Source organism: Kitasatospora sp. NPDC059462, assembly GCF_042749955.1.
GTDB lineage: Bacteria > Actinomycetota > Actinomycetes > Streptomycetales > Streptomycetaceae > Kitasatospora.
Window position 1 is genome coordinate 24,832 of sequence record NZ_JBHYUU010000001.1, and the last position, 20,445, is coordinate 45,276.

The following is a 20,445-nucleotide window of genomic DNA, read 5'->3' on the forward strand; positions in this document are numbered from 1 at the left end:
CTCGGTCAGTCCTCCCCGAGGATCTGCGGCACACGGAAACGCTGCTCCTCGGCGGCCGGGGCGCCGGCCAGCGCCTGCTCCGGGGTGAGCGACGGCCGGACCTCGTCCGCGCGCATGACGTTGGTCAGCGGCAGCGGGTGGGAGGTGGGCGGGACGTCCTGTCCGGCGACCTCGGAAACGCGGGCGACCGCGCCGATGATCACGTCGAGCTGCTCGGCGAAGTGGTCCAGCTCTTCGGCCTGCAACTCAAGACGCGACAGCCGAGCGAGGTGGGCGACCTCCTCGCGCGTGATGCCAGGCATGCAGCGATCCTCAGGGTGAGTTCTGGTGAGGCCCGGATCCGCCTTCCGACGGCGCCGGGCCCGGGCCGGGAGCGGCCGGTCAGGCACTCCCGTCCTCGTGGTCTGTGGTGACCATCCTATGGGGCGCGGCCCGGCCACCGGCCAACGACCAGCGGTGGGCCGGGGTCACTGCCGCCGCGCACCACCGTTCACCGCCGTTCACCGCCGCTCACTGCGGGCGGGTCGGCGCCCAACTGTGCCGGGGCGGCGCCTGGATCTCCACCGCGGCGGCCTGCACCGCCTGGATCACCGGCGGCAGGGCGGGCTTGATCACCGGCGGCAGCCGCTCGGCGACGGGAGCGGCGGCGAGCCGCTCCACCGGCGGGGCGCCGGTGCGGTGCACCCGCAGCCAGGCGGTGGCCTGCTCGGCCGGCAGCGCCGCCGAGACCAGCCAGCCCTGCACCGCGTCCACGCCCATGCAGTTCAGCCGCTCCCAGGTCTCGTCGTCCTCGACGCCCTCGGCGACCACGGTCAGGCCGAGCGAGTGGGCCAGCTCGACCGAGCAGCGGACCACCGCCGCGTCGTGGTCGTCGGTGGCCATCCGGGAGACGAAGGAGCGGTCGATCTTCAGCTCGCCGACCGGCAGGCTGCGCAGCCGCACCAGCGAGGAGTGGCCGGTCCCGAAGTCGTCCAGGGACATCCCGACCCCGTAGCCGCGCAGTTCGGCGAGGGTGTCGGCGGCCCGTCGGGAGTCGTCCAGCAGCAGCCGCTCGGTGATCTCCAGCTGGAGCGCGTGGGCCGGCACCTGGTGGCGCACGAGGTGGCCGGCGACCCGCTGGGCGAAGCCGGGGTTGAGCACGTCGCGCGGCGAGACGTTCACCGCGACCTGCACCTGGAGGCCCTGCTCGCGCCAGTGGGCGAGCTGGCCGACGGCGGCCTCCAGCACGTAGTCGGTCAGCCGGGGCATCAGCCCGCTGGACTCGGCGAGGCCGACGAACTCGTCCGGCGAGACCCGGCCCTGGCCGGGTCGCTCCCAGCGCAGCAGCGCCTCCAGCCCGACCACCCGGCCGTCGAAGGCCACCTTGGGCTGGTAGTGCAGCTGCACCTCGCCGGTCTCCAGGGCCCGCCGCAGGTCGCCCAGCAGGCCGATCCGGTACGGGGTGTCGGCGTCCTGCGTCTCGTCGTACTGCTCGACCGAGGTGCGGCCGCGCTGGGCGTGGCCCATCGCGACGTCGGCGCGGCGCAGCAGCGACTCGGCGTCCTGGGCGTGCTGCGGGAAGACGCAGACGCCGGCGCTCGCCTCCAGGACGAGCAGCAGGCCGTCCAGCCGGATCGGCGCGGCCAGTTCGGCGATCAGGGCCTTGGCGACCTTCTCCAGCGAGTCCGGGCAGCCGATGCCGGGCAGCAGCACGGCGAACTCGTCGCCGCCCATCCGGGCCACCATCGGGCGGCCGCGGTAGTGCCGGGGCAGTCCGGCGAAGACGTCGTCGATGGACTCGCGGGTGGCGCTGCCGGCCGCCCCGCCGGAGCGCAGGGCGCGGTGCAGCCGGCGGGCGATGTGCACGAGCAGCCGGTCGCCGGCGGTGTGGCCGAGGGTGTCGTTGAGCGACCGGAAGCGGTCGAGGTCGAGCAGGATCAGACCGACGCTGTAGCCCTCGGAGTGCTCGGCGATCGCCTCCTGGGCGGCGAGCAGCAGGGCCTGGCGGTTGGGCAGGTCGGTCAGCGGATCGGTGAGCTGGTCGCGCGCGCGGTCCCGGGCGATCCGCCAGGCGGCGACCAGCACGGCCAGCGGCACCGCGAACAGCGGCAGCAGTTCGGCCTCGTAGCGGTAGACCAGCACGGCCAGCGGGATGAGCGGCGCCGCGCCGGCCAGCAGCACGCCGAGCAGCAGGACGGCCCCCGCCACCCCCTGCGGCGGGCGTGTGGGCGCGCCGCCGGTCGTACGATCCATAAGCCCTGTCCTCCGTCGGGCCCGCCCCGTCAGGCCGCCTAGCGGTGAGGCACCGTACCGGTACCGGCAGCCTGCCGGGCAGGGAGCGGCCCCGCGGAGTCCGGCTCAGCCGGTACCCCCACCCCTGCTGACACTCTGTTGCGCTCCAGGGTATGCGTGGCTTCACCCGACGGGCAGACTTTCAGACAACCGGACATACGCCGCCACGCCCCCCGGGTGCCGCACAGTGACACGATGCCCGCTAACACTGTGCGGCACCCGGTGACGTTGCATCAGGACGATAACAAGCCGGATTCGGGGCTTCCGCGCGTGGGGTCAGTCCTCGACGGGCTCCGCGGCGGGCTGCTCGGCGGGCTCCTCGGCGGACTCCGCGGCGGGCTGCTGCTCCGCCCCCTCGGCGGCGTTCCCGGCGGCCGCCTTCTTCTTCGCCGGCGCCTTCTTCGCCGGGGCCTTCTTCACCGGCTCCTCCTCCGGCTCCGGCGGCAGCCCCAGGTGGACCCGGGCGGCGGCCGACCCCTGCTCCAGCAGGATCGCGAAGCCCGCGTCGTCGAGGACCGGCAGCCCCAGCTGGACCGCCTTGTCGTACTTGGAGCCGGGGTTGTCGCCGGCCACCACGAAGTGGGTCTTCTTCGACACCGAGCCGGTCACCTTCGCGCCCCGCGAGGTCAGCGCCTCCTTGGCGCCGTCCCTGGTGTGCCCGGCCAGCGTGCCGGTGACGACGACCGTCAGCCCCTCCAGCGGACGCTCGCCCTCCTCCTCGGCCGCCTCCTCGGTGAAGCGGACACCGGCGGCGCGCCACTTCTCGACGATCTCCCGATGCCAGTCCACCTGGTACCACTCGATGATCGAGCGCGCGGTGCCGGCGCCGACGCCCTCGGTGGCGGCCAGCCGCTCCTCACCGGCCGCGAAGATCGCGTCCAGGTCGCGGAACTCCCGGGCGAGGTCCTGGGCGGCCACCGGGCCGACGTGCCGGATCGACAGGCCGTTGAGGAACCGCCAGAGCGGGCGGTCCTTGGCCTTCTCGATGTTCTCCAGCATCAGCCCGGTGTTCTTCTTCGGCGCACCGGTCGTGGTGGCGAAGAAGAACACCTCCTTCTCCTCGCCGGTCTCGTCGTCGAGCTTCGGCATGCCGGTCTTCTGGTCGCGCACCAGCACCTTGATCGGGAGCAGCTGCTCGACCGACAGTCCGAAGATGTCGCCCTCGTTGCCCACCGGCGCCTCGGCCGGCTGCAGCGGCTGGGTCAGCGCGGTCGCCGCGACGTAGCCGAGGCCCTCGATGTCCAGTGCCGAGCGCCCGCCGAGGAAGGCGATCCGCTCACGGATCTGGGCCGGGCAGAACTGCGCGTTGGGACAGCGCAGGTCGATGTCCCCCTCGGCCATCGCCCGCAGCTCGCTGCCGCACTCGGGGCAGTGCGAGGGCATCACGAACGCCTGCTCGGTGCCGTCCCGCAGGTCGTACACCGGGCCGAGGATCTCCGGGATCACGTCGCCGGCCTTGCGCAGCACCACCGTGTCGCCGAGCAGGACGTCCTTGGCCTTGACGATCTCCTGGTTGTGCAGGGTCGCGTACTGCACCATCGAGCCGGCCACCTTCACCGGCTCGGCCAGCACCGCGTACGGGGTGGCCCGGCCGGTGCGGCCGATGCCGACCTTGATCGCGGCCAGCTTGCCGGTGACCTCCTCCGGCGGGTACTTCCAGGCGATCGCCCAGCGCGGGGACTTGGAGGTGGAGCCGAGCCGGCCCTGCAGCGCGATCTCGTCCACCTTGACGACCACGCCGTCGATCTCGTGCTCGACCGAGTGCCGCTGCTCGCCGAAGTGCTCGATGAACGCCCGCACCTCCTCCAGCGTGCCGACCACCTTGTTGTGCCGGGCGGTCGGCAGGCCCCACTCGCGCAGCAGGTCGTAGGCGTGCGACTGGTTGTCGATGTCGAAGCCGGAGCGCGCGCCGATGCCGTGCACCACCATGTGCAGCGGGCGGGAGGCGGTGACCAGCGGGTCCTTCTGCCGCAGCGAGCCGGCCGCGGCGTTGCGCGGGTTCATGAAGAGCCGGATCATCGCCCGGGGGCGCTTGCCCTCCTTGGCGCGCTCCTCGTTCTCCACCCGGCGGCGCTCGTTCTCCTCCGAGAAGGAGGCGTTCAGCGCCTCGAAGGCCTCGGTCGGGAAGTAGACCTCGCCGCGGATCTCCACCAGCTCCGGGACGTCGTCGCCCCGGAGCCGGTGCGGGATCTCCTTGATGGTGCGGACGTTGGCGGTGATGTCCTCGCCGACCCGGCCGTCGCCGCGGGTCGCCGCCTGCACCAGCTGGCCGTTCTCGTAGGTGAGGTTGACGGCCAGGCCGTCCACCTTGAGCTCGCACAGGTAGTGGTACTCGATGCCGGACAGCTCGGTGGCGACCCGCTCGGCCCAGGCGGCGAGCTCCTCGTCGTCCATCGCGTTGTCCAGGCTGAGCAGCCGCTCCCGGTGCTCGACCGGGGCGAACAGCAGGGTGGGCGCGCCGCCGACCTTCTGCGAGGGCGACTCCGGGGTGACCAGCGCCGGGTGCTCGGCCTCCAGTCCCTCCAGCTCGCGCATCAGCGCGTCGAACTCGGCGTCGCTGACGACCGGCGCGTCCTGCTCGTAGTAACGGGCCCGGTGGTCGGTGATCTCGGCCGCCAGCTCGGCGTGCCGCTTGCGCACCTCCGCCGGAACGTCCTCCCAGCCCTCGACAGCCACCACCGCAAGCCCTCCGTCAATCTCTCATTCCGGGTTGTCCACCAGGCTCCGGGCCGCCTTCACGCTGAGTGACAACGCCGCGCGGGCATGGGCCGGGGAGGCCCCGGCCAGCCCGCAGGTGGGCGTCACCAGCACACGGCGGCCCAGCAGCTCCGGGGAGAACCCGAGCCTGCGCCACAACGTCCTGACACCCTGGACACTACCGGCCGGGTCCGACAGTGCCTGGTCAGTGGAGGGGACGACACCGGCGAGGATCACGGTGCCCGCCTCGACCGCCTCACCGAGGTCGTCGTCCTCACGCTCGGTCAGCAGCGAGAAGTCCAGCGAGACGCCGGCCACCCCGGCCCGGCGCAGCAGCGGCAGCGGCACCCGGGGCGCGCAGCAGTGCACCACCACCGGCGCGTCCAGGGCGCCGATGACGTCCCGCAGCGCCTCCTCGGCGAGCTGCCGGTCGACGGCGCGCAGCCGCTGGAAGCCGCTGGCGGTCCTCACCTCGCCGGCCAGCACGGCGGGCAGCGAGGGCTCGTCCAGCTGGAGCACCACCTGCGCGCCGGGCACCCTCCTGCGGACGTCGGCGAGGTGGCGGCGCAGGCCCTCGGTGAGCGAACCGGCGATGTCCCGGCAGGCGCCGGGGTCGGCGAGCGCCTTCTCGCCGTACTTGAGCTCGACGGACGCGGCCAGCGTCCACGGGCCGACCGCCTGCACCTTCAGCGCGCCCCGGTAGCCCTGGGTGAACTCCTCCAGGGCGTCGAGGTCCTCGCCCAGCCAGGAGTGCGCGCGCCGGGTGTCCCGGCCGGGGCGGTCGGTGAACCGCCAGCCGCTCGGCTCGGTCTGCGCGAACAGCTCGACCAGCAGGCCGGCGGAGCGGCCGATCATGTCGGCGCCCGGCCCGCGGGCGGGCAGCTCCGGGAGGAACGGCAGGTGCTCCAGCGCGCCGGTGGACGTCTTGGCGGCCTCCCGGGCGTCGGTGCCGGGCAGCGAGCCGACGCCGGTGGCGGCGCCGACCAGGTCGGGGAAGGGGTGTCCGTTGCTCACCCGCCCGAGCCTAGTGCGCGCGCCGCCCCGGCTCGCTCAGCGCCCGGGGCGGACCGTGATGTCGGTGATCTCCGCGTCCCGGGAGGCGTCCAGCGCCGCCAGGACCGCCCTGGCCACCGACTCGGGCTCGATCCACTGCCCGGCGTCGTACGCCTTGCCCTCCTGCTGGTGCACCTTGACCTGCATCGCGGTGGCGGTGCGGCCCGGGTAGACGGAGGTGACCCGCACGCCGTTGCCGTGCTCCTCCAGCCGCAGCGCGTCCGCGAGCGCCTTCAGGCCGTGCTTGCCCGCCGCGTACGCCGACCAGTCGGCGCTCGCGCGCAGGCCCGCGCCGGAGTTCACGAACACCACGTGGCCCTTCACCAGCCGCACCGAGGGCAGCAGCAGCCGGGTCAGCTCGGCGGGGGCGACCAGGTTGACGTTCAGGGTGTCCTGCCAGGCTTTGACCGGCAGCTCGCCGACCGGGCCGAGCTCGACCACGCCGGCCACGTGCAGCAGCGAGTCCAGCTCGACCGGCAGCGCCTGGTGGCCGAAGGCCCAGGAGAGCTTCGCCGGGTCGCCGAGGTCGCCGACCAGGGTCTTCGCGCCGGGGAAGCGCTCGCGCAGCTCGGCGGCCCGGCGGGCGTCCCGGGCCAGCAGCCAGAGCTCGTCGCCGCGCTCGGCGAGACGTTCGGCGAGGACGGCGCCGATGCCGGAGCCGGCGCCGGTGATCAGATGAGTGGCCATGGGTCCGATCCTCTCAGGCCTTCAGCTGCTCGAAGACCTGGGCCGGGGTGTCGGCGAAGGTGATCAGCTCGGCGAGCGGGCGGGGGAGGAAGCCCTCCGCGTCCATCCGCTCCATCTGGGTGCGCAGGCCCGCGTAGAAGCCCTCGGTGTCCAGCACGACCACCGGCTTGTCGTGCAGCGCGTGCTTCTTGAGCTCCAGCACCTCGGTCACCTCGTCCAGAGTGCCCAGCCCGCCGACGAGGACGACGACCGCGTCCGCCCGCGACAGCAGCAGCGCCTTGCGCTCCGCGAGGTCGGCCGTGGTGACCAGCTCGTCGGCCCCCTCGTACGCCTTGTGCTTCAGGAACTCGACGGAGATCCCGACCAGCTGCCCGCCGGCCGCCTTCACCCCGTCCGCCAGCTCCCCCATCAGCCCGGCGTGCGAGCCGCCCCAGACGAGGGTGTGCCCGCCCTCCCCGAGGAGCCGGGCGAACTCGGCGGCGGGGGCGGAGTAACGGTCGTCGAGCGAGGCGGCGGAACAGAAGACACAGATATTCATAGTCCCCCCGGTCTATCACGCCCGCCGACCCGCCCACGACCGAATTGGCCCCGCCCGGGGCCGGTCCCGGGCGGGTGCCCCCGACGCCCCCCGGAGGTCTCGTTCAGCGGTGGACGGCCCCCGTTCGGACGGCGGGCGCGGCGGGGCGTTCGCGCAGGAGGAGGGCGGCGTTCAGGGCGACCGTCGCGGCCGCGGCGCCGTGGACGCCGAACGCGATGGCGGTCGACCCGTGGTTGCCGAGGACCGTCAGCATGTCGGTGAGGGGCGCGAAGGTGAGCCCCAGCAGCACCCAGCCGAGGGCCTTGCGGTGGCCGGTCAGCAGGAGCGCGAAGACGCCCAGGCAGATCCCGATGTCGCGCCCGCCCTTCACGATGAGAAAGCCGGTGCCCTCGTGCTCGGGCCGGCTCGGCAGGCCGAACCCGGCCGCGGACCCCTGCGGGTCCAGCAGGAAGAGGAGGCCGATGTAGAGGAGGAACAGGCCGCTCAGGACGGAGAGGACGGTGGTGAAGCGCTTCATGGCCTTCCTGCCTTTCGTGAGGAGGTTCGAGGAGGAGGTCCGGACGGGTCGGCGCCGGCGCCTTCCCGGTGTCCGTGCGAGAAGCCTCGCCGGGGGCGCATGGAGGCCGTTTGGAAGCGACTTGGAGGAGATCGGGCCGTCTACGCTGTGCCGGGTGACGGTCTCCATACGCGTGCTGGGTTCCTTCGCCGCCGAGCTGGACGGCGGGCCCCTCCCGCTCGGCGGCCGGCGGCAACGCGCGGTCCTGGCCCGGCTGGTGGTGGCGCGCGGCGAGGTCGTCTCGGTCGACCGGCTGGTCGAGGAGGTCTGGCAGGGGGCCCCGCCGGCCCGGGCGGTGACGTCGCTGCAGGCGTACGTGTCGAACCTGCGCCGGCTGCTGGAGCCCGGCCGGGCGCCGCGCACTCCGGCCGCGCTGCTGGTCAGCGCACCCCCCGGATACGCGCTGCGGCTGCCCGGCGAGGCCGTCGACGCCGGGCGCTTCGAGCGGCTGCTGCGCGAGGCGCGCGACGCCGCACCGCGGCAGCCGGACACCGCGCGGCGCCTGTTCGGCGAGGCGCTGTCGCCGTCGCTGTGGCGGGGCGGGGCGTACGCCGAGTTCGCCGACGACTCCTGGGCCCGCGCCGAGATCGCCCGCCTGGACGAGCTGCGACTGGTGGCGCGCGAGCTGAACGTCGCCGCCGGACTGCGCTCGGCGCAGGCCGCCGTGACCGTCCCCGAGGCCGAACTGCTCACCCGCGAGCAGCCCTTGCGCGAGGAGGGCTGGCGCCTGCACGCGCTCGCGCTGTGGGCGGCGGGCCGCCAGGCCGACGCGCTGGCGACGCTGCGCCGGGCCCGCGCCGTCCTGGCGGCAGAGGTGGGCCTCGATCCGGGGCCGGCGCTGACCGCGCTCGAAGCGGCCGTCCTGGGCGGACGCACCGCCGTGCTGCGCGCCGCGACGGAGCCACCGGGGCACCGGGCGCCGGGCCCGTCCGAAGGGCGCGAGGCCCCGGCACCGCCCCGCCGGCCCGGCACCGACGCACCGCTGTTCGTCGGCCGCGAGACCGAACTCGCCCGGTTGCTGGAGGCCGCCGGCCGGGCGGCCGGCGCGGGGCCCGGCGTCGCGCTGGTCACCGGCGAGGCGGGGCTGGGGAAGTCGGCGCTGCTGGAGCGGCTCGGCGAGCGGCTGCAGGCTGACGGCTGGCTGGTCGCGGCCGGCCGGGCACCCGACGACGAGGGCGCGCCGCCCGGGTGGCCCTGGGTGACGGCGCTGCGCACGATCGCCGCCGCCGCGCCGCCCCCGGCCGGGTCGGCCGAGGTCCTCGCCCCGCTGCTGTCCGACCGCCCGTCCGGCCGGGAGCCCGACGAGGACGCGGCCGCCGGCCGGTTCCGCCTCCACCGCGCGGTGTCACGCTGGCTCGCGGCGGTGGCCCGCGAGCGGCCGCTGGCCCTGCTGCTGGACGACCTGCACGGGGCCGACGCCGAGACGCTCGCCCTGCTGACGGCCCTGACCGAGCTGCCCCCGGCGACACCGGTCCTGATCGTCGCCGCCTACCGGCCGAACGAGACCGGGGGCCCGCTCACCGACCGGCTCGCCGCGCTCGCCCGGCGCTCGCCGCTGCGGCTGCCGTTGCCGGGGCTGCCCGCGTCGGCCGTCGCCGCGGTGATCGAGGCCGCGGGCGGCGGGCCGGTGGACGCCGGGACGGTCGCCGCGCTCGCCGAACGCACCGGCGGAAACCCCTTCTACCTGCGGGAGAGCGCCCGGCTGCTCAGCGGCGAAGGCGCGCTGGTGGCCCTGTCCGAAGTCCCCGAAGGCGTCCGGGACGTGCTGCGCCGCAGGCTCGGACGTCTCCCCGAGGCGGTGGTGCCGGTGCTGCGGCTGGCCGCGGTCGTCGGACGCGAAGCGGACGTCGAGCTGCTGGTCGACGCCGCGGACACCGACGAGAACGGGGTCCTGGGCGCGCTGGACTGCGGCCTGGTCGCCGGACTGCTGACCGAACCCGCCCCGGGCCGGGTCCGGTTCACCCACGCGCTGGTGCGCGACACGCTGCTCGCCGATCTGAGCGGCCTGCGGGCCCGGCGCATGCACGGGCGGATAGCGGCCGGGCTGGAGCGGCTCGGTTCGGGTGACGTCTCGGCGCTGGCCCACCACTTCGCGCGGTCGGCGGCGTCGGCCACGGCCGCCAAGGCCGTGCACCACTGCCTGCGCGCGGCCGGGCTGGCGGCCGGCCGCTACGCCCACGACACGGCGGCCGAGCTGCTCGCCACCGCGCTGGACTGCTTCGAACGGACCCCGGCCGACCCTTCGGCAGACCGCGAGGCGGAACGCGTCGACCTGCTGGGCAGGCTGCTGCGCGCCCAGGTCCGGGCCGGGGCGGTGATGGCCGCCCGCGCGACCCGGCAGCGGGCGATCGACCACGCGGTCGGCACCGGGCGGAGCGAACTGCTGATCCGCGCGCTCACCGCGTGGTCCGAGCCGACGCCGTGGCAGACCCGGCCGTACGGCGCGGTCGACGAGCCCGTCGTCGCCCTGCTCCGCCGGTCGCTGGACCGGCCCCTCCCCACCCCGTCCGCCCGGTGCGGGCTGCTGCTCGCCTACTGCGCCGAACTGTCCGACGTGCGGGACCCGCGGGCGCGGGCCGCCGCCGAGGAGGCCGTCGACCTCGCGACGGCCGCGGGCGACCCCGGCCTGCGCGCGCGGGCGCTCGCGGCCCTGGTCCGCGAGCTCGACGCCGACCGCGAGGGACGCGAACTGGCGGTCCGGAGCGCGGAGCTCGTCCGGCTCGCCACGGCACACGACCTGCCCGCCCTCCGCTGGTTCGGCCTGTCCAGCCTGGCGACCGCCGCGGCCGCCGAAGGCGACGTCGCCGGCGCGTACGGCCACATCGACACCTGCGTGGAACTGGCCCGGACGTACCGCATGCCGGGGCCCGTCGTGGTCGGCCGGACCGCGCTGGCGACGCGAGCGCTGATCGAGGGGCGCGGCGAGGACGCCGAGCGGCTGTACGCCGAAGCCACCGCCGGGATGGCCCGGCAGGGCTCCCCGCACGCCGACGGCTTCCTCCAGGTCGCGACGGCGACGATCCGGGCCGCCCAGGGCAGGCTCGGCGAGTTCGTCCCGCAGGCCCGGCGGCTGACCGAGGAGTACGGCCCGCCGATGGCGGACCTCCTCGCGGCGGCCCTGTGCGCCGCCGGGGAGCGGGAGGAGGCCCGCGCCGTCCTCGCCCGGGTCGGTCCGCTGCGCACCGACTACCTCCTCACGGTCTGCGCGACCTTCCGCGCCATGGCGGCGGTGGCCCTCGCCGACCGGGCGCGGGCCGAGGAGCTGTACCGCACCCTCCTCCCCCACCGCGACGCACCCCCGCCCACCGCGGGCTTCACCCTGGCCGTCCGCCCCGTCGCCCGGACCCTCGGAGAACTCGCCCGCCTCCTCGGCCGCGACACCGAGGCGGCCGCCCACTTCGCGCACGCGACCGCCATCGCCGACCGCTGGGGCACCACCCTGGGGCGGGTCAGTCCTTGTACGGCAGCAGCGCCGCCAGGCTCAGCGTGAACCCGAAGGGCTCCGGGATGTGGATCTCGTCGCCGAACTTCCGGTCACTGCGGGTGTGGTACCGGTCGTGGCCGGGCTCGGAGAACAACGTCACGGTGTGCCGGCGCGGATCCACGATCAGGTAGAGCGGGACACGCATCACGGCGTAGTCGTGCAGCTTGTCCATCCAGTCGTTGCCCGGGTTCGACGGCGAGACGATCTCGACGGCGATCAGCGCCTCGGCCGCCGGCGCCCGGTTGCCGGGCTCGGAGAGCACCTCCACCGGCAGGTAGGTGAGGTCCGGCTCACGCCCCTTGGAGACGTCCGGGCTGACGATCCTCGTACGTTCACCGGGGAGGTGCCCATCGGGGGCATGCCGCTCGAACTGCCCGCGCAGCAAGGCAAGGTCGAGCTGGTGCACGTTCGGCGGCGACGCCTGGACGAGCAGAACGTCCCCGGACCACTCGATCCGGACGCCCTCCGGGGCGATCCGCTCCAGCTCCTCGACGAAGTCGTGGTACCGCTCGTAGAAGCTCATGCCGCACCCTCCACGCGGCTCACGACCGTCAGCCAAGCACCTGCCGCCCGTCGTGGGCCCGCACGACCGGTACCGCGCCGTCCCGGAGCGCGTCCAGCACGCGCACCGCGTACACCTCGGCCATGCGGTCGGAGACCTCGCCCGGCGTGAGCCAGTCGACGGCGGTCGACTCGTCCGAGAGCCGCTCGCTGCCGCTCTCCGGGCGGCAGCGGAACACCAGGGCGACGATTCCGCGGCTCACGTTCTTGTAGACGCCGGTCAGCCGCTGCACGCCGACCTTGATCCCGGTCTCCTCGAACACCTCCCGCCGCACGCCGTCCTCGACGGTCTCCGCCACCTCCAGCACCCCGCCCGGCGGCTCCCACGTCCCGTTGTCGGCCCGCCGGATCGCCAGCACCCTGCCGTCCTCCCGCACCACCACCCCCGCGACGGACACCGAGTGGAGCGGCGTTGACTCGGACTTCCCGACGCTGTTACTCATGTGCAGGAGAATAGGAGCCTTGAAGGACTATGGCGAATGGTGACGTGGCCTCGGCGGCCACAGCGAAGTACTTGCAGATCGCGGCCGATCTCGCCGCGCAGATCACGTCGGGAGTGCTTGCGCCCGGCGCGACCGTGCCCAGCGAAGCCGAGCTCATGCAGCGGTACGGAGTGGCGTCCGGAACAGTGCGCAAGGCCATCGCAGAGCTTCGAACGGCCCAGCTGATCGAGACGCACCACGGCCGCGGCTCCTTCGTCCGCTCCCGCCCACCGGTTCAGCGCAAGTCCGCGGACCGCTTCCGCCGCACCCACCGCAAGGCCGGCAAGGCCGCCTACCTCGCCGAGGCGGAGGCGTCGGGCGGTGTCCCGTCCGTGGCAGTGCTGTTCGTGGGACCCACACCCGCACCGCCGGAGATCGCCGAGCGCCTCGGCCTTCCCGTCGGCACCCAGGTACTGGCCCGCAAACGCCGGTACTTCCGGGACGGCGTCCCGACGGAGGAAGCCACCTCCTACCTCCCGTGGGACGTGGCCAAGGACATCCCGGAGGTTTTCGCCGAGAACCCCGGTGGCGGCGGCATCTACGCCCGGCTCGAAGAACACGGGTACTCCCTCGCCGAGTTCACCGAGTCCGTGCGAGCCCGTCTCGCGACCAAGCCCGAGACCAAGGCCCTCGCCCTGAGCCCGGGCGCGCCGGTGATCCACCTCCTGCGCGACGCCATCTCCACGGATGGCCGAGTGGTGGAGGTGTGCGACACCGTCATGGCCGCCGACCAGTTCGTCCTCGACTACCGCTTCCCCGCGCGGGACTGAGGAGCATGTCGCGGGATTCTCCCGCGACAGGTTGACTCATGCAGCGGCTCTGGTGCTGATCAACCGCTCTCGCTGAACGCCGCCCGCGCTGCCGGGCCGGCGGCGCGGGCGGTGCCGGCCCGGGTGCGGGATCAGGCGGTGACGGTGGGGCGGTGGGTGGTGGCGATGGTGGCGGAGCCGATGACGCGGGGGCCGTCGTAGAGCACGACGGCCTGGCCGGGGGCGATGCCGCGGGCGGGGGTGTCGAGGGTGACGTGGAGGGCGTCGTCGACGACGGAGGCGGTGACGGGGACCTCCTCGCCGTGGGCGCGGAGCTGGGCGGTGTAGCGGCCGTCGGCGAGCGGCTCGGTGCCGCACCAGCGGGGGCGGATGGCGGTCAGGCCGGTGACGTCCAGGCCCTCGACCGGGCCGACCGTCACGGTGTTGTTCACCGGGGAGATGTCGAGGACGTAGCGCGGCTTGCCGTCGGCGGCCGGGCGGCCGATCCGCAGGCCCTTGCGCTGGCCGATGGTGAAGCCGTACGCGCCGTCGTGCTCGCCGAGCTTGGTGCCGTCGACGTCCAGGATGTCGCCGGTCGCGGTGCCGAGGTGCTTGGCCAGGAAGCCCTGGGTGTCGCCGTCCGCGATGAAGCAGATGTCGTGCGAGTCCGGCTTCTTGGCGACGGCCAGGCCGCGCCGCTCGGCCTCCTCGCGGATGACGTCCTTGGTGGTGTCGCCGAGCGGGAACAGCGAGTGGGCGAGCTGGTCGGCGTCGAGCACGCCGAGCACGTAGGACTGGTCCTTGGCGGCGTCCACGGCCCGGTGCAGCTCGCGCGAGCCGTCCGGGAGGTCCACGATCCGGGCGTAGTGGCCGGTGCAGACGGCGTCGAAGCCGAGCGCGATCGCCTTGTCCAGCAGGGCGGCGAACTTGATCTTCTCGTTGCAGCGCAGGCACGGGTTGGGGGTGCGGCCGGCCGCGTACTCGGCGACGAAGTCGTCGATGACGTCCTCGCGGAAGCGCTCGGCGAGGTCCCAGACGTAGAACGGGATGCCGATCACGTCGGCGGCCCGGCGCGCGTCCCGGGAGTCCTCGATGGTGCAGCAGCCGCGCGCACCGGTCCGGAAGGACTGCGGGTTGCTGGAGAGCGCCAGGTGCACGCCGGTCACCTCGTGCCCGGCTTCGACGGCGCGGGCGGCGGCGACGGCGGAGTCCACCCCGCCGGACATCGCCGCGAGCACGCGCAGGCGGCCAGTGGCGGACGGAGCGGTCGGGGCACCCGGGAAGTCAGTCATGATGCCACCAAGCGTACCTACCGCCGGACGGCCGCCAGGCCCGCGTTGCGGGCGCGCTGGACGGCCGGGGCGATGGCCCCGGCGAGCGCGGTGACGTCCTCCCGGCCCGACGTGTGGCCGAGCGAGAACCGCAGCGAGGCGCGGGCCAGCAGCGGGTCGACGCCCATCGCCAGCAGCACGTGGCTGGGCTGCGGGACGCCGGCCGAGCAGGCCGAGCCGGTGGAGCACTCGATGCCCTGGGCGTCGAGCAGCATCAGCAGCGCGTCGCCCTCGCAGCCGGGGAAGGAGAAGTGCGCGTTGGCGGGCAGCCGCCCCTCGGCCGCCGGGTCGCCGTTGAGCACCGCGTCCGGGACGGCCGCCAGCACCGAGGCGACCAGCTCGTCACGGAGCGCGCCCAGCGTCACGGCGTGCTCCGCGCGCCGCTCCACGGCGACCGTCGCCGCGGCGGCGAACCCGGCCGCGCCGGGCGCGTCCAGGGTGCCGGAGCGGACGTCGCGCTCCTGGCCGCCGCCGTGCAGCAGCGGAACGGGCGCCGCACCGCGCGACAGCAGCAGCGCGCCGATGCCGAACGGGCCGCCGATCTTGTGGCCGGTGACGGTGAGCGCGGTCAGCCCGGAGTCGGCGAAGGACACCGGGACCTGGCCGAGCGCCTGCACCGCGTCGGCGTGCACCGGGATGCCGTACTCGGCGGCCACGGCGGCGAGTTCGGCGACCGGCTGGACGGTGCCGACCTCGTTGTTCGCCCACATCACGGTGACCAGCGCGACCGAGCCCGGATCGCGCTCGATCGCCTCGCGCAGCGCCGCCGGGTGGACCCGGCCGAGCGCGTCCACCGGCAGGTAGTCGACGGTGGCGCCCTCGTGCTCGGCGAGCCAGTGCACCGCGTCCAGCACCGCGTGGTGCTCGACCGGGCTGCAGAGCACCCGGGTGCGGGCCGGGTCGGCGCCGCGGCGGGCCCAGTACAGGCCCTTGACGGCCAGGTTGTCGGACTCGGTGCCGCCGCCGGTGAGGACGATCTCGCTGGGCCGGGCGCCGAGCGAGTCGGCCAGCGACTCGCGGGCCTCCTCGACCACCCGGCGGGCCCGGCGGCCGGACGCGTGCAGGGAGGAGGCGTTGCCGACGACCCCCAGGTGCGCCGTCATCGCGGCGATCGCCTCGGGCAGCATCGGCGTGGTCGCCGCATGGTCCAGGTATGGCATAACCATCCGATTGTAGAGGCCCCCCGGCCGGAGCCGGACCGGCACGGACGCACGGGTCGGCCGCGTCACGCCGCAGCGCACCGATCCGGCCACCGGACGCCGCGCACCGCGACGCTGCCCCTCCGGGCAGCCCCGGTACGGCGCGGGGCCCGCGAGCGGTTAGCCTGACGGCCACCACCACGCGGCGTGAGCGGAACCGGGAGTCGGGGGGACGGGATGTCGCAGTCGGTCGATCGCGCGCTGACCCTGCTCGGGTCGCTCGGCGACGGCCCGGTCACCCTGGAGCAGGCCGCCACCTCGATCGGCGTGCACAAGTCCACCGCGCTGCGCCTGCTGCGCACGCTGGAGGAGCACGGGTTCGTCCACCGGCTGTCCGACCGGCGCTACCGGCTGGGCGGACGGGTGCTGTCGCTGGCGCAGCGGGCCCTCCAGGAGATCGACGTCCGGCAGGTCGCCGCGCCGTTCCTGGCGTCGCTGCACGAGCGCTGCGGCTGCACGGTGCAGCTGGCGGTGCTGCAGGACGACGAGGTGCTGTACCTGGACGAGCTGGCGGGGCGGTGGAGCAGCGCGGCGGGCCGGCCGACCCGGATCGGGCGGCGCGCGCCGGCCAACGGGACGGCGATCGGCCGGGTGCTGCTGGCGGGGCTGCCGCAGGACGGCCTGGCCGAGGAGGAGCTTTCGGCCGATCTGGCGGCGGTGCGCCGGCGGGGCTGGGCGGCGGAGTCGGCCGAGCACCTGGAGGCGGTGACCTGCGTCGCCGCGCCGGTGGCGGGCAGCGACCGGCGGGCGGTCGCGGCGTGCGCGATCTCGGCGCCGACGGACCGGGTGTCGCCGGCCGAGCTGGTGCGGCTGGTGCCCGAGCTGCTCTGCACGGCGGAGGCGATCTCGCTGGCCTACGGCGGCTCGCCTACTCCTCGCTGGTGCGAGAACCGTTGCGGTGCCAGGCCCGCGGTGCGCGCCAGCCGTACTTGAGGGCGAGCATCCGCAGGACGAACGCGGTGAGCGCGGCTGCGGTGCCGGTGACGGCGGTGAGGCTGTCGAGCGCGATCAGGACGGCGACCAGCGCGGCGCCGACCAGCGCGGGCACGGCGTAGATCTCGCGGTCCCAGCGCAGCAGCGAGGGGATCTCGCCGGCCAGGACGTCGCGCATCACGCCGCCCCCGGCAGCGGTCACCATGCCGAGGGCGACGGCGGAGACGGCGCCGAGGCCGTAGTCGTGGGCCTTGGCGGTGCCGGTGACGCAGAACAGGCCGAGACCGAGCGCGTCGAGGGTCTGCACGGCGCGGTTGATCCGTTCGACCTCGGGGTGCAGGAAGAAGACGACCAGGGCGGCGATCAGCGGGTCGACGAAGTAGCCCAGGTTGGTGAAGGCGGCGACCGGGGTGGCCCCGATGACCAGGTCGCGCATCACGCCGCCGCCGAGCGCGGTGACCTCGGCGAGCACACAGATGCCGAAGATGTCCATGTTCTTGCGGACGGCGAGCAGCCCCCCGGAGAGGGCGAAGACGAAGATGCCGACGAGGTCCAGCGACTGCTGCACGTCGGAGGGGAAGATCTGCGAGGTCACCGCACCAGTGTGACCCGGCCGAGCCTCCCCTCCGGTCCGACGGTCAGGCGGAGGCGAGCAGCTTCTCCCCCGGGACGGCGTTCTCCGGGAAGTGGCACGCCACCTGGTGCCCCTCCCTGCCGGCGGCGAGCGGCGGCTCCTGGCTCGCGCAGATCTCCTGCGCCTTCCAGCAGCGGGTGCGGAAGCGGCAGCCGCTGGGCGGGTTGATCGGCGAGGGCACGTCGCCCTTGAGCAGGATGCGCTCGCGCCCGGCGCGCTGACGGCGGCGCGGGTCGGGCACCGGCACTGCGGACATCAGCGCGGTGGTGTACGGGTGCATCGGTGTGCGGTAGAGCGAGTCCCGGTCGGCGATCTCGACGATCTTGCCGAGGTACATCACCGCGACCCGGTCGGAGACGTGCCGGACCACCGAGAGGTCGTGCGCGATGATCAGGTAGGTCAGGCCGAGCTCCCGCTGGAGGTCGTCGAGCAGGTTGACCACCTGGGCCTGGATCGAGACGTCGAGCGCGGAGACCGGCTCGTCCGCCACGATCATCCTGGGCCGCAGGGCGAGCGCCCGGGCGATGCCGATGCGCTGGCGCTGGCCGCCGGAGAACTCGTGCGGGTAGCGGTTGTAGTGCTCGGGGCTGAGCCCGCACAGCTCCAGCAGCTCCTGGACGGCCTTCTTGATCCCGCCCTCGGGCTCGGCCTTCTGCAGCTTGAACGGCGCGCCGACGATGGTGCCGACGGTGTGCCGGGGGTTCAGCGAGGAGTACGGGTCCTGGAAGATCATCTGGATGTCGCGGCGCAGCGGCCGCATCGCCCCGACGCCCAGGTGGGTGATGTCGGTGCCCTCGAACTCGACCTTCCCGCCGGTCGGTTCGTCCAGCCGGGTGACCAGCCGGCCCATCGTCGACTTGCCGCAGCCGGACTCCCCGACGACGCCCAGGGTCTCGCCGGCGTTGACCGTGAAGTCGATGCCGTCGACCGCCCGGACGGCGCCCGTCTGGCGCCGCAGCAGGCCGCTGTGAATGGGGAAGTGCCGGACCAGGCCGGTCACCTTGAGCAGCGGCTGCCGGTCCGGGGCGGGCGCCTGCGCGGGCACCTTCTTCATGGGGTCGGGACCCGCCGCCTGAGTGTCCGTCATCGGTTCTCTCCAGAATGGTGGTACGAGGCCGGGCTCACAGCCGGGGCGCGATCTCTTCGGCGAAGATGCGGTGCCGCTCGGCGAGCGCGAGGTGGCAGGCGGCGTGGTGTCCGGGCGCGACCTCGGTGAGGCCCGGGGTCTCCTCCGAGGAGCGCCCGCCGGTCAGCCCGGCGTAGGGGCAGCGCGGGTGGAAGGCGCAGCCGGACGGCACGTTGATCAGGCTGGGCGGGGTGCCCCTGACCGGGACGAGCCGGTCCTGCAGCTCCCGGTCGAGGCGCGGCATCGAGCCCAGCAGGCCCCAGGTGTAGGGGTGTTCGGGCGCGTCGAAGAGCGTCTCGGCCGGGCCCCGCTCGACGCACTTGCCGCCGTACATGACGAGGATGTCGTCGGCGAGCTCGGCGACCACCCCGAGGTCGTGGGTGATGATGATGACCGCCGAGCCGAACTCCTCCTGGAGGTCCCGGATGAGGTCCAGGATCTGCGCCTGGACGGTGACGTCCAGGGCGGTGGTGGGCTCGTCGGCGATCAGCAGCGAGGGGTCGTTGACCAGCGCCATGGCGATCATCGCGCGCTGGCGCATGCCGCCGGAGAACTGGTGCGGGTAGTCGTCGACCCGGCGGTCGGGCTGCGGGATGCCGACCCGGTCGAGCATCTCGACGGCGCGGGCCCGGGCCTGCTTCTTGCTCGCCTGCGGGTGGTGCACCCGGTAGGCCTCGACGATCTGCTGCCCCACCGTGTAGTAGGGGTGCATCGCGGTGAGCGGGTCCTGGAAGATCATCGCCATCTGCCGGCCACGCAGTTCGCGGACCCGCTCGGGTCCGGCCGCGATGAGGTCCTCGCCGTCGAGCCGGATCTCGCCGGTGATCCGGGCCCGCTTGGAGCGGTGCAGGCCCATGATGCCGAGCGAGGTGACGGACTTGCCGGAGCCGGACTCGCCGACGATGCCGAGGGTGCGGCCCTTGGCGAGGTCGAAGCTGACCCCGTCGACGGAACGGACCAGGCCGTCGTCGGTGTCGAAGTGGATCCGCAGGTCCCGCACCGAGAGGAAGGGCTCCTGGCCGCCCGGGGCGGCCGCGCGGGCCGGGGTCTTCTGGAGCTCGGTCACGACAGCCTCACCCGGGGGTCGACAGCGGCGTACAGGAGGTCAACCACGAGGTTGCAGAGGACGATGAAGAAGGCGGCGAGCAGCGTGACGCCGAGGATCTTCGGCAGGTCGTTGTCGGTGATCGCCTGGACGGCGAACTGGCCGACGCCCTGGAGCGAGAAGACCTGCTCGGTGATCAGCGCGCCGCCGAGCAGCAGCCCGAGGTCCATGCCGAAGATGGTGACGATCGGGGTGAGCGCGGCGCGCAGCCCGTGCCGGGTGACGACCTTGGACTCGGCCAGGCCCTTGGCCCGGGCGGTGCGGATGTAGTCCTCGCTCATCGTCTCCAGCATCCCGGCGCGGGTGAGCCGGGCGTAGAGCGCGGAGTAGAGGAAGGCCAGCGAGATCCACGGCAGGATCAGGTTGCGGGCCCACATCACCGGGTTGTCGGTGAAGTTGGTGTACTCCAGGTTGTCCAGGATCGGCCACTCGTAGCTGAACACCGTGAGCAGCAGCGCGCCGGTGAAGAAGACCGGCAGCGAGACGCCGGCGAGCGCGATGCCCATCGAGAGCCGGTCGAAGATCGAGCGCGGCTTGAGCGCGGAGACGACACCGGTGGCGACGCCGGAGACCAGCCAGATCACCGCGGCGCCGATGGCCAGCGAGAGGGTCACCGGGATCCGCTTGGACAGCTCGGGCCAGACCTCCAGGTGGTTCTTGAAGGAGTAGCCGAAGCAGGGCACGTGGCAGGTGGCCGGTTCCGGGCCGAACTTGTACTCGGCACCGGTGACCAGTGCCTTGAGGAAGTTCCAGTACTGCGTGTACAGCGGCTGGTCGAGGCCGAGGTTCTGTTTGACCGCCTGGACCGCCTCGGGGGAAGGATTCTTCCCGATGTACTGGGTGGCCAGCTGGTCGACCGTCTCGCCGGCGAGGCGCGGGAGCAGGAAGAAGATCGCGAAGGTGACCGCGCTGACGACCAGCAGCAGCACCACGGCCGCGAGGATCCTGCGGATGATGTAGGCAAACACAGTTGGTCGGCTCCGGCCGCCCGCCGCCGTCCGGGGTCCTCCGGACGGCGGCGGGCGCCGCTGCCTTCACC

Annotated in this window: 17 protein-coding genes and 1 pseudogene; 3 read left to right on the forward strand and 15 right to left on the reverse strand. The window is 74.0% G+C overall.

Features of this window, described 5'->3' with window-relative positions:
• Positions 1-5 precede the first annotated feature (5 nt).
• The 7 genes and pseudogenes from gatC to ACFXAM_RS00115 all read right to left on the reverse strand — a co-directional run bounded on the left by gatC (position 6) and on the right by ACFXAM_RS00115 (position 7,763).
• Positions 6-302: an Asp-tRNA(Asn)/Glu-tRNA(Gln) amidotransferase subunit GatC gene (gene gatC, locus ACFXAM_RS00085; protein ID WP_035845952.1), complete on the reverse strand. Its 297-nt coding sequence runs from the start codon at positions 300-302 to the stop codon at positions 6-8.
• A 208-nt stretch (positions 303-510) separates the two neighbouring features.
• Positions 511-2,169 (reverse strand): annotated as a pseudogene (locus ACFXAM_RS00090) (putative bifunctional diguanylate cyclase/phosphodiesterase); the annotation flags it as partial.
• A gap of 378 nt (positions 2,170-2,547) precedes the next feature.
• Entirely contained in the window at positions 2,548-4,947 is a 2,400-nt protein-coding gene (ligA, locus tag ACFXAM_RS00095; RefSeq protein ID WP_380286766.1) for an NAD-dependent DNA ligase LigA, read from the reverse strand.
• Positions 4,948-4,971: 24 nt separating this feature from the next.
• Positions 4,972-5,982, reverse strand: coding sequence for a methionine synthase (locus tag ACFXAM_RS00100; protein WP_380286651.1), 1,011 nt, complete (start codon positions 5,980-5,982; stop codon positions 4,972-4,974).
• Positions 5,983-6,018: 36 nt separating this feature from the next.
• The gene (locus tag ACFXAM_RS00105) at positions 6,019-6,708 is read right to left on the reverse strand and encodes an SDR family oxidoreductase (RefSeq protein ID WP_380286652.1); all 690 of its coding nucleotides are present in this window, start codon (positions 6,706-6,708) and stop codon (positions 6,019-6,021) included.
• A 13-nt stretch (positions 6,709-6,721) separates the two neighbouring features.
• Complete coding sequence (locus ACFXAM_RS00110; protein WP_380286653.1) at positions 6,722-7,246, reverse strand: TIGR00730 family Rossman fold protein; 525 nt, start codon at positions 7,244-7,246, stop codon at positions 6,722-6,724.
• Between the two features lie 103 nt (positions 7,247-7,349).
• Positions 7,350-7,763, reverse strand: coding sequence for a DUF4267 domain-containing protein (locus ACFXAM_RS00115; protein ID WP_380286654.1), 414 nt, complete (start codon positions 7,761-7,763; stop codon positions 7,350-7,352).
• A gap of 154 nt (positions 7,764-7,917) precedes the next feature.
• On the opposite strand from ACFXAM_RS00115, the gene ACFXAM_RS00120 reads away from it, so the two are divergent.
• Positions 7,918-11,292, forward strand: a complete 3,375-nt coding sequence (locus ACFXAM_RS00120) for a BTAD domain-containing putative transcriptional regulator (protein ID WP_380286655.1) — start codon at positions 7,918-7,920, stop codon at positions 11,290-11,292.
• On the opposite strand, the gene ACFXAM_RS00125 is transcribed toward ACFXAM_RS00120, so the two are convergent.
• Both ACFXAM_RS00125 and ACFXAM_RS00130 read right to left on the reverse strand, forming a co-directional pair.
• Complete coding sequence (locus ACFXAM_RS00125) at positions 11,252-11,809, reverse strand: Uma2 family endonuclease (protein ID WP_380286656.1); 558 nt, start codon at positions 11,807-11,809, stop codon at positions 11,252-11,254. The genes ACFXAM_RS00120 and ACFXAM_RS00125 overlap by 41 nt on opposite strands.
• Positions 11,810-11,837: 28 nt before the next feature.
• A complete protein-coding gene (locus tag ACFXAM_RS00130; protein WP_380286767.1) occupies positions 11,838-12,302 on the reverse strand; it encodes an NUDIX hydrolase in 465 nt (154 codons plus the stop codon).
• Between the two features lie 17 nt (positions 12,303-12,319).
• Here ACFXAM_RS00130 and ACFXAM_RS00135 point away from each other — a divergent pair, with 17 nt between their 5' ends.
• Positions 12,320-13,099, forward strand: coding sequence for a GntR family transcriptional regulator (locus tag ACFXAM_RS00135; RefSeq protein ID WP_380286657.1), 780 nt, complete (start codon positions 12,320-12,322; stop codon positions 13,097-13,099).
• A 131-nt stretch (positions 13,100-13,230) separates the two neighbouring features.
• Here the strand turns inward: ACFXAM_RS00135 and mnmA are convergent, their stop codons facing one another.
• Together mnmA and ACFXAM_RS00145 are read right to left on the reverse strand one after the other, a co-directional pair.
• Complete coding sequence (gene mnmA / locus ACFXAM_RS00140; RefSeq protein WP_380286658.1) at positions 13,231-14,370, reverse strand: tRNA 2-thiouridine(34) synthase MnmA; 1,140 nt, start codon at positions 14,368-14,370, stop codon at positions 13,231-13,233.
• A gap of 17 nt (positions 14,371-14,387) precedes the next feature.
• Positions 14,388-15,569 (reverse strand): cysteine desulfurase family protein, encoded by a 1,182-nt coding sequence (locus tag ACFXAM_RS00145; RefSeq protein WP_380286659.1) that lies wholly within the window; start codon positions 15,567-15,569, stop codon positions 14,388-14,390.
• Positions 15,570-15,785: 216 nt separating this feature from the next.
• Here ACFXAM_RS00145 and ACFXAM_RS00150 point away from each other — a divergent pair, with 216 nt between their 5' ends.
• Positions 15,786-16,541 carry an IclR family transcriptional regulator gene (locus ACFXAM_RS00150; RefSeq protein WP_380286660.1) on the forward strand — a complete coding sequence of 252 codons (756 nt, stop codon included), beginning with the start codon at positions 15,786-15,788 and terminating at the stop codon, positions 16,539-16,541.
• Here ACFXAM_RS00150 and ACFXAM_RS00155 read toward each other — a convergent pair.
• From ACFXAM_RS00155 to ACFXAM_RS00170, 4 genes are read right to left on the reverse strand one after another with little or no spacing between them, the layout of a single operon-like run.
• Entirely contained in the window at positions 16,477-17,136 is a 660-nt protein-coding gene (locus ACFXAM_RS00155) for a trimeric intracellular cation channel family protein (RefSeq protein ID WP_380286661.1), read from the reverse strand. The genes ACFXAM_RS00150 and ACFXAM_RS00155 overlap by 65 nt on opposite strands.
• A 43-nt stretch (positions 17,137-17,179) precedes the next feature.
• Complete coding sequence (locus ACFXAM_RS00160) at positions 17,180-18,262, reverse strand: ABC transporter ATP-binding protein (protein WP_380286662.1); 1,083 nt, start codon at positions 18,260-18,262, stop codon at positions 17,180-17,182.
• Positions 18,263-18,296: 34 nt separating this feature from the next.
• The gene (locus ACFXAM_RS00165) at positions 18,297-19,367 is read right to left on the reverse strand and encodes an ABC transporter ATP-binding protein (protein ID WP_380286663.1); all 1,071 of its coding nucleotides are present in this window, start codon (positions 19,365-19,367) and stop codon (positions 18,297-18,299) included.
• Positions 19,364-20,374, reverse strand: coding sequence for an ABC transporter permease (locus tag ACFXAM_RS00170; protein ID WP_380286664.1), 1,011 nt, complete (start codon positions 20,372-20,374; stop codon positions 19,364-19,366). Before ACFXAM_RS00170 ends, ACFXAM_RS00165 begins: the two co-directional genes overlap by 4 nt.
• Between the last annotated feature and the right edge of the window lie 71 nt (positions 20,375-20,445).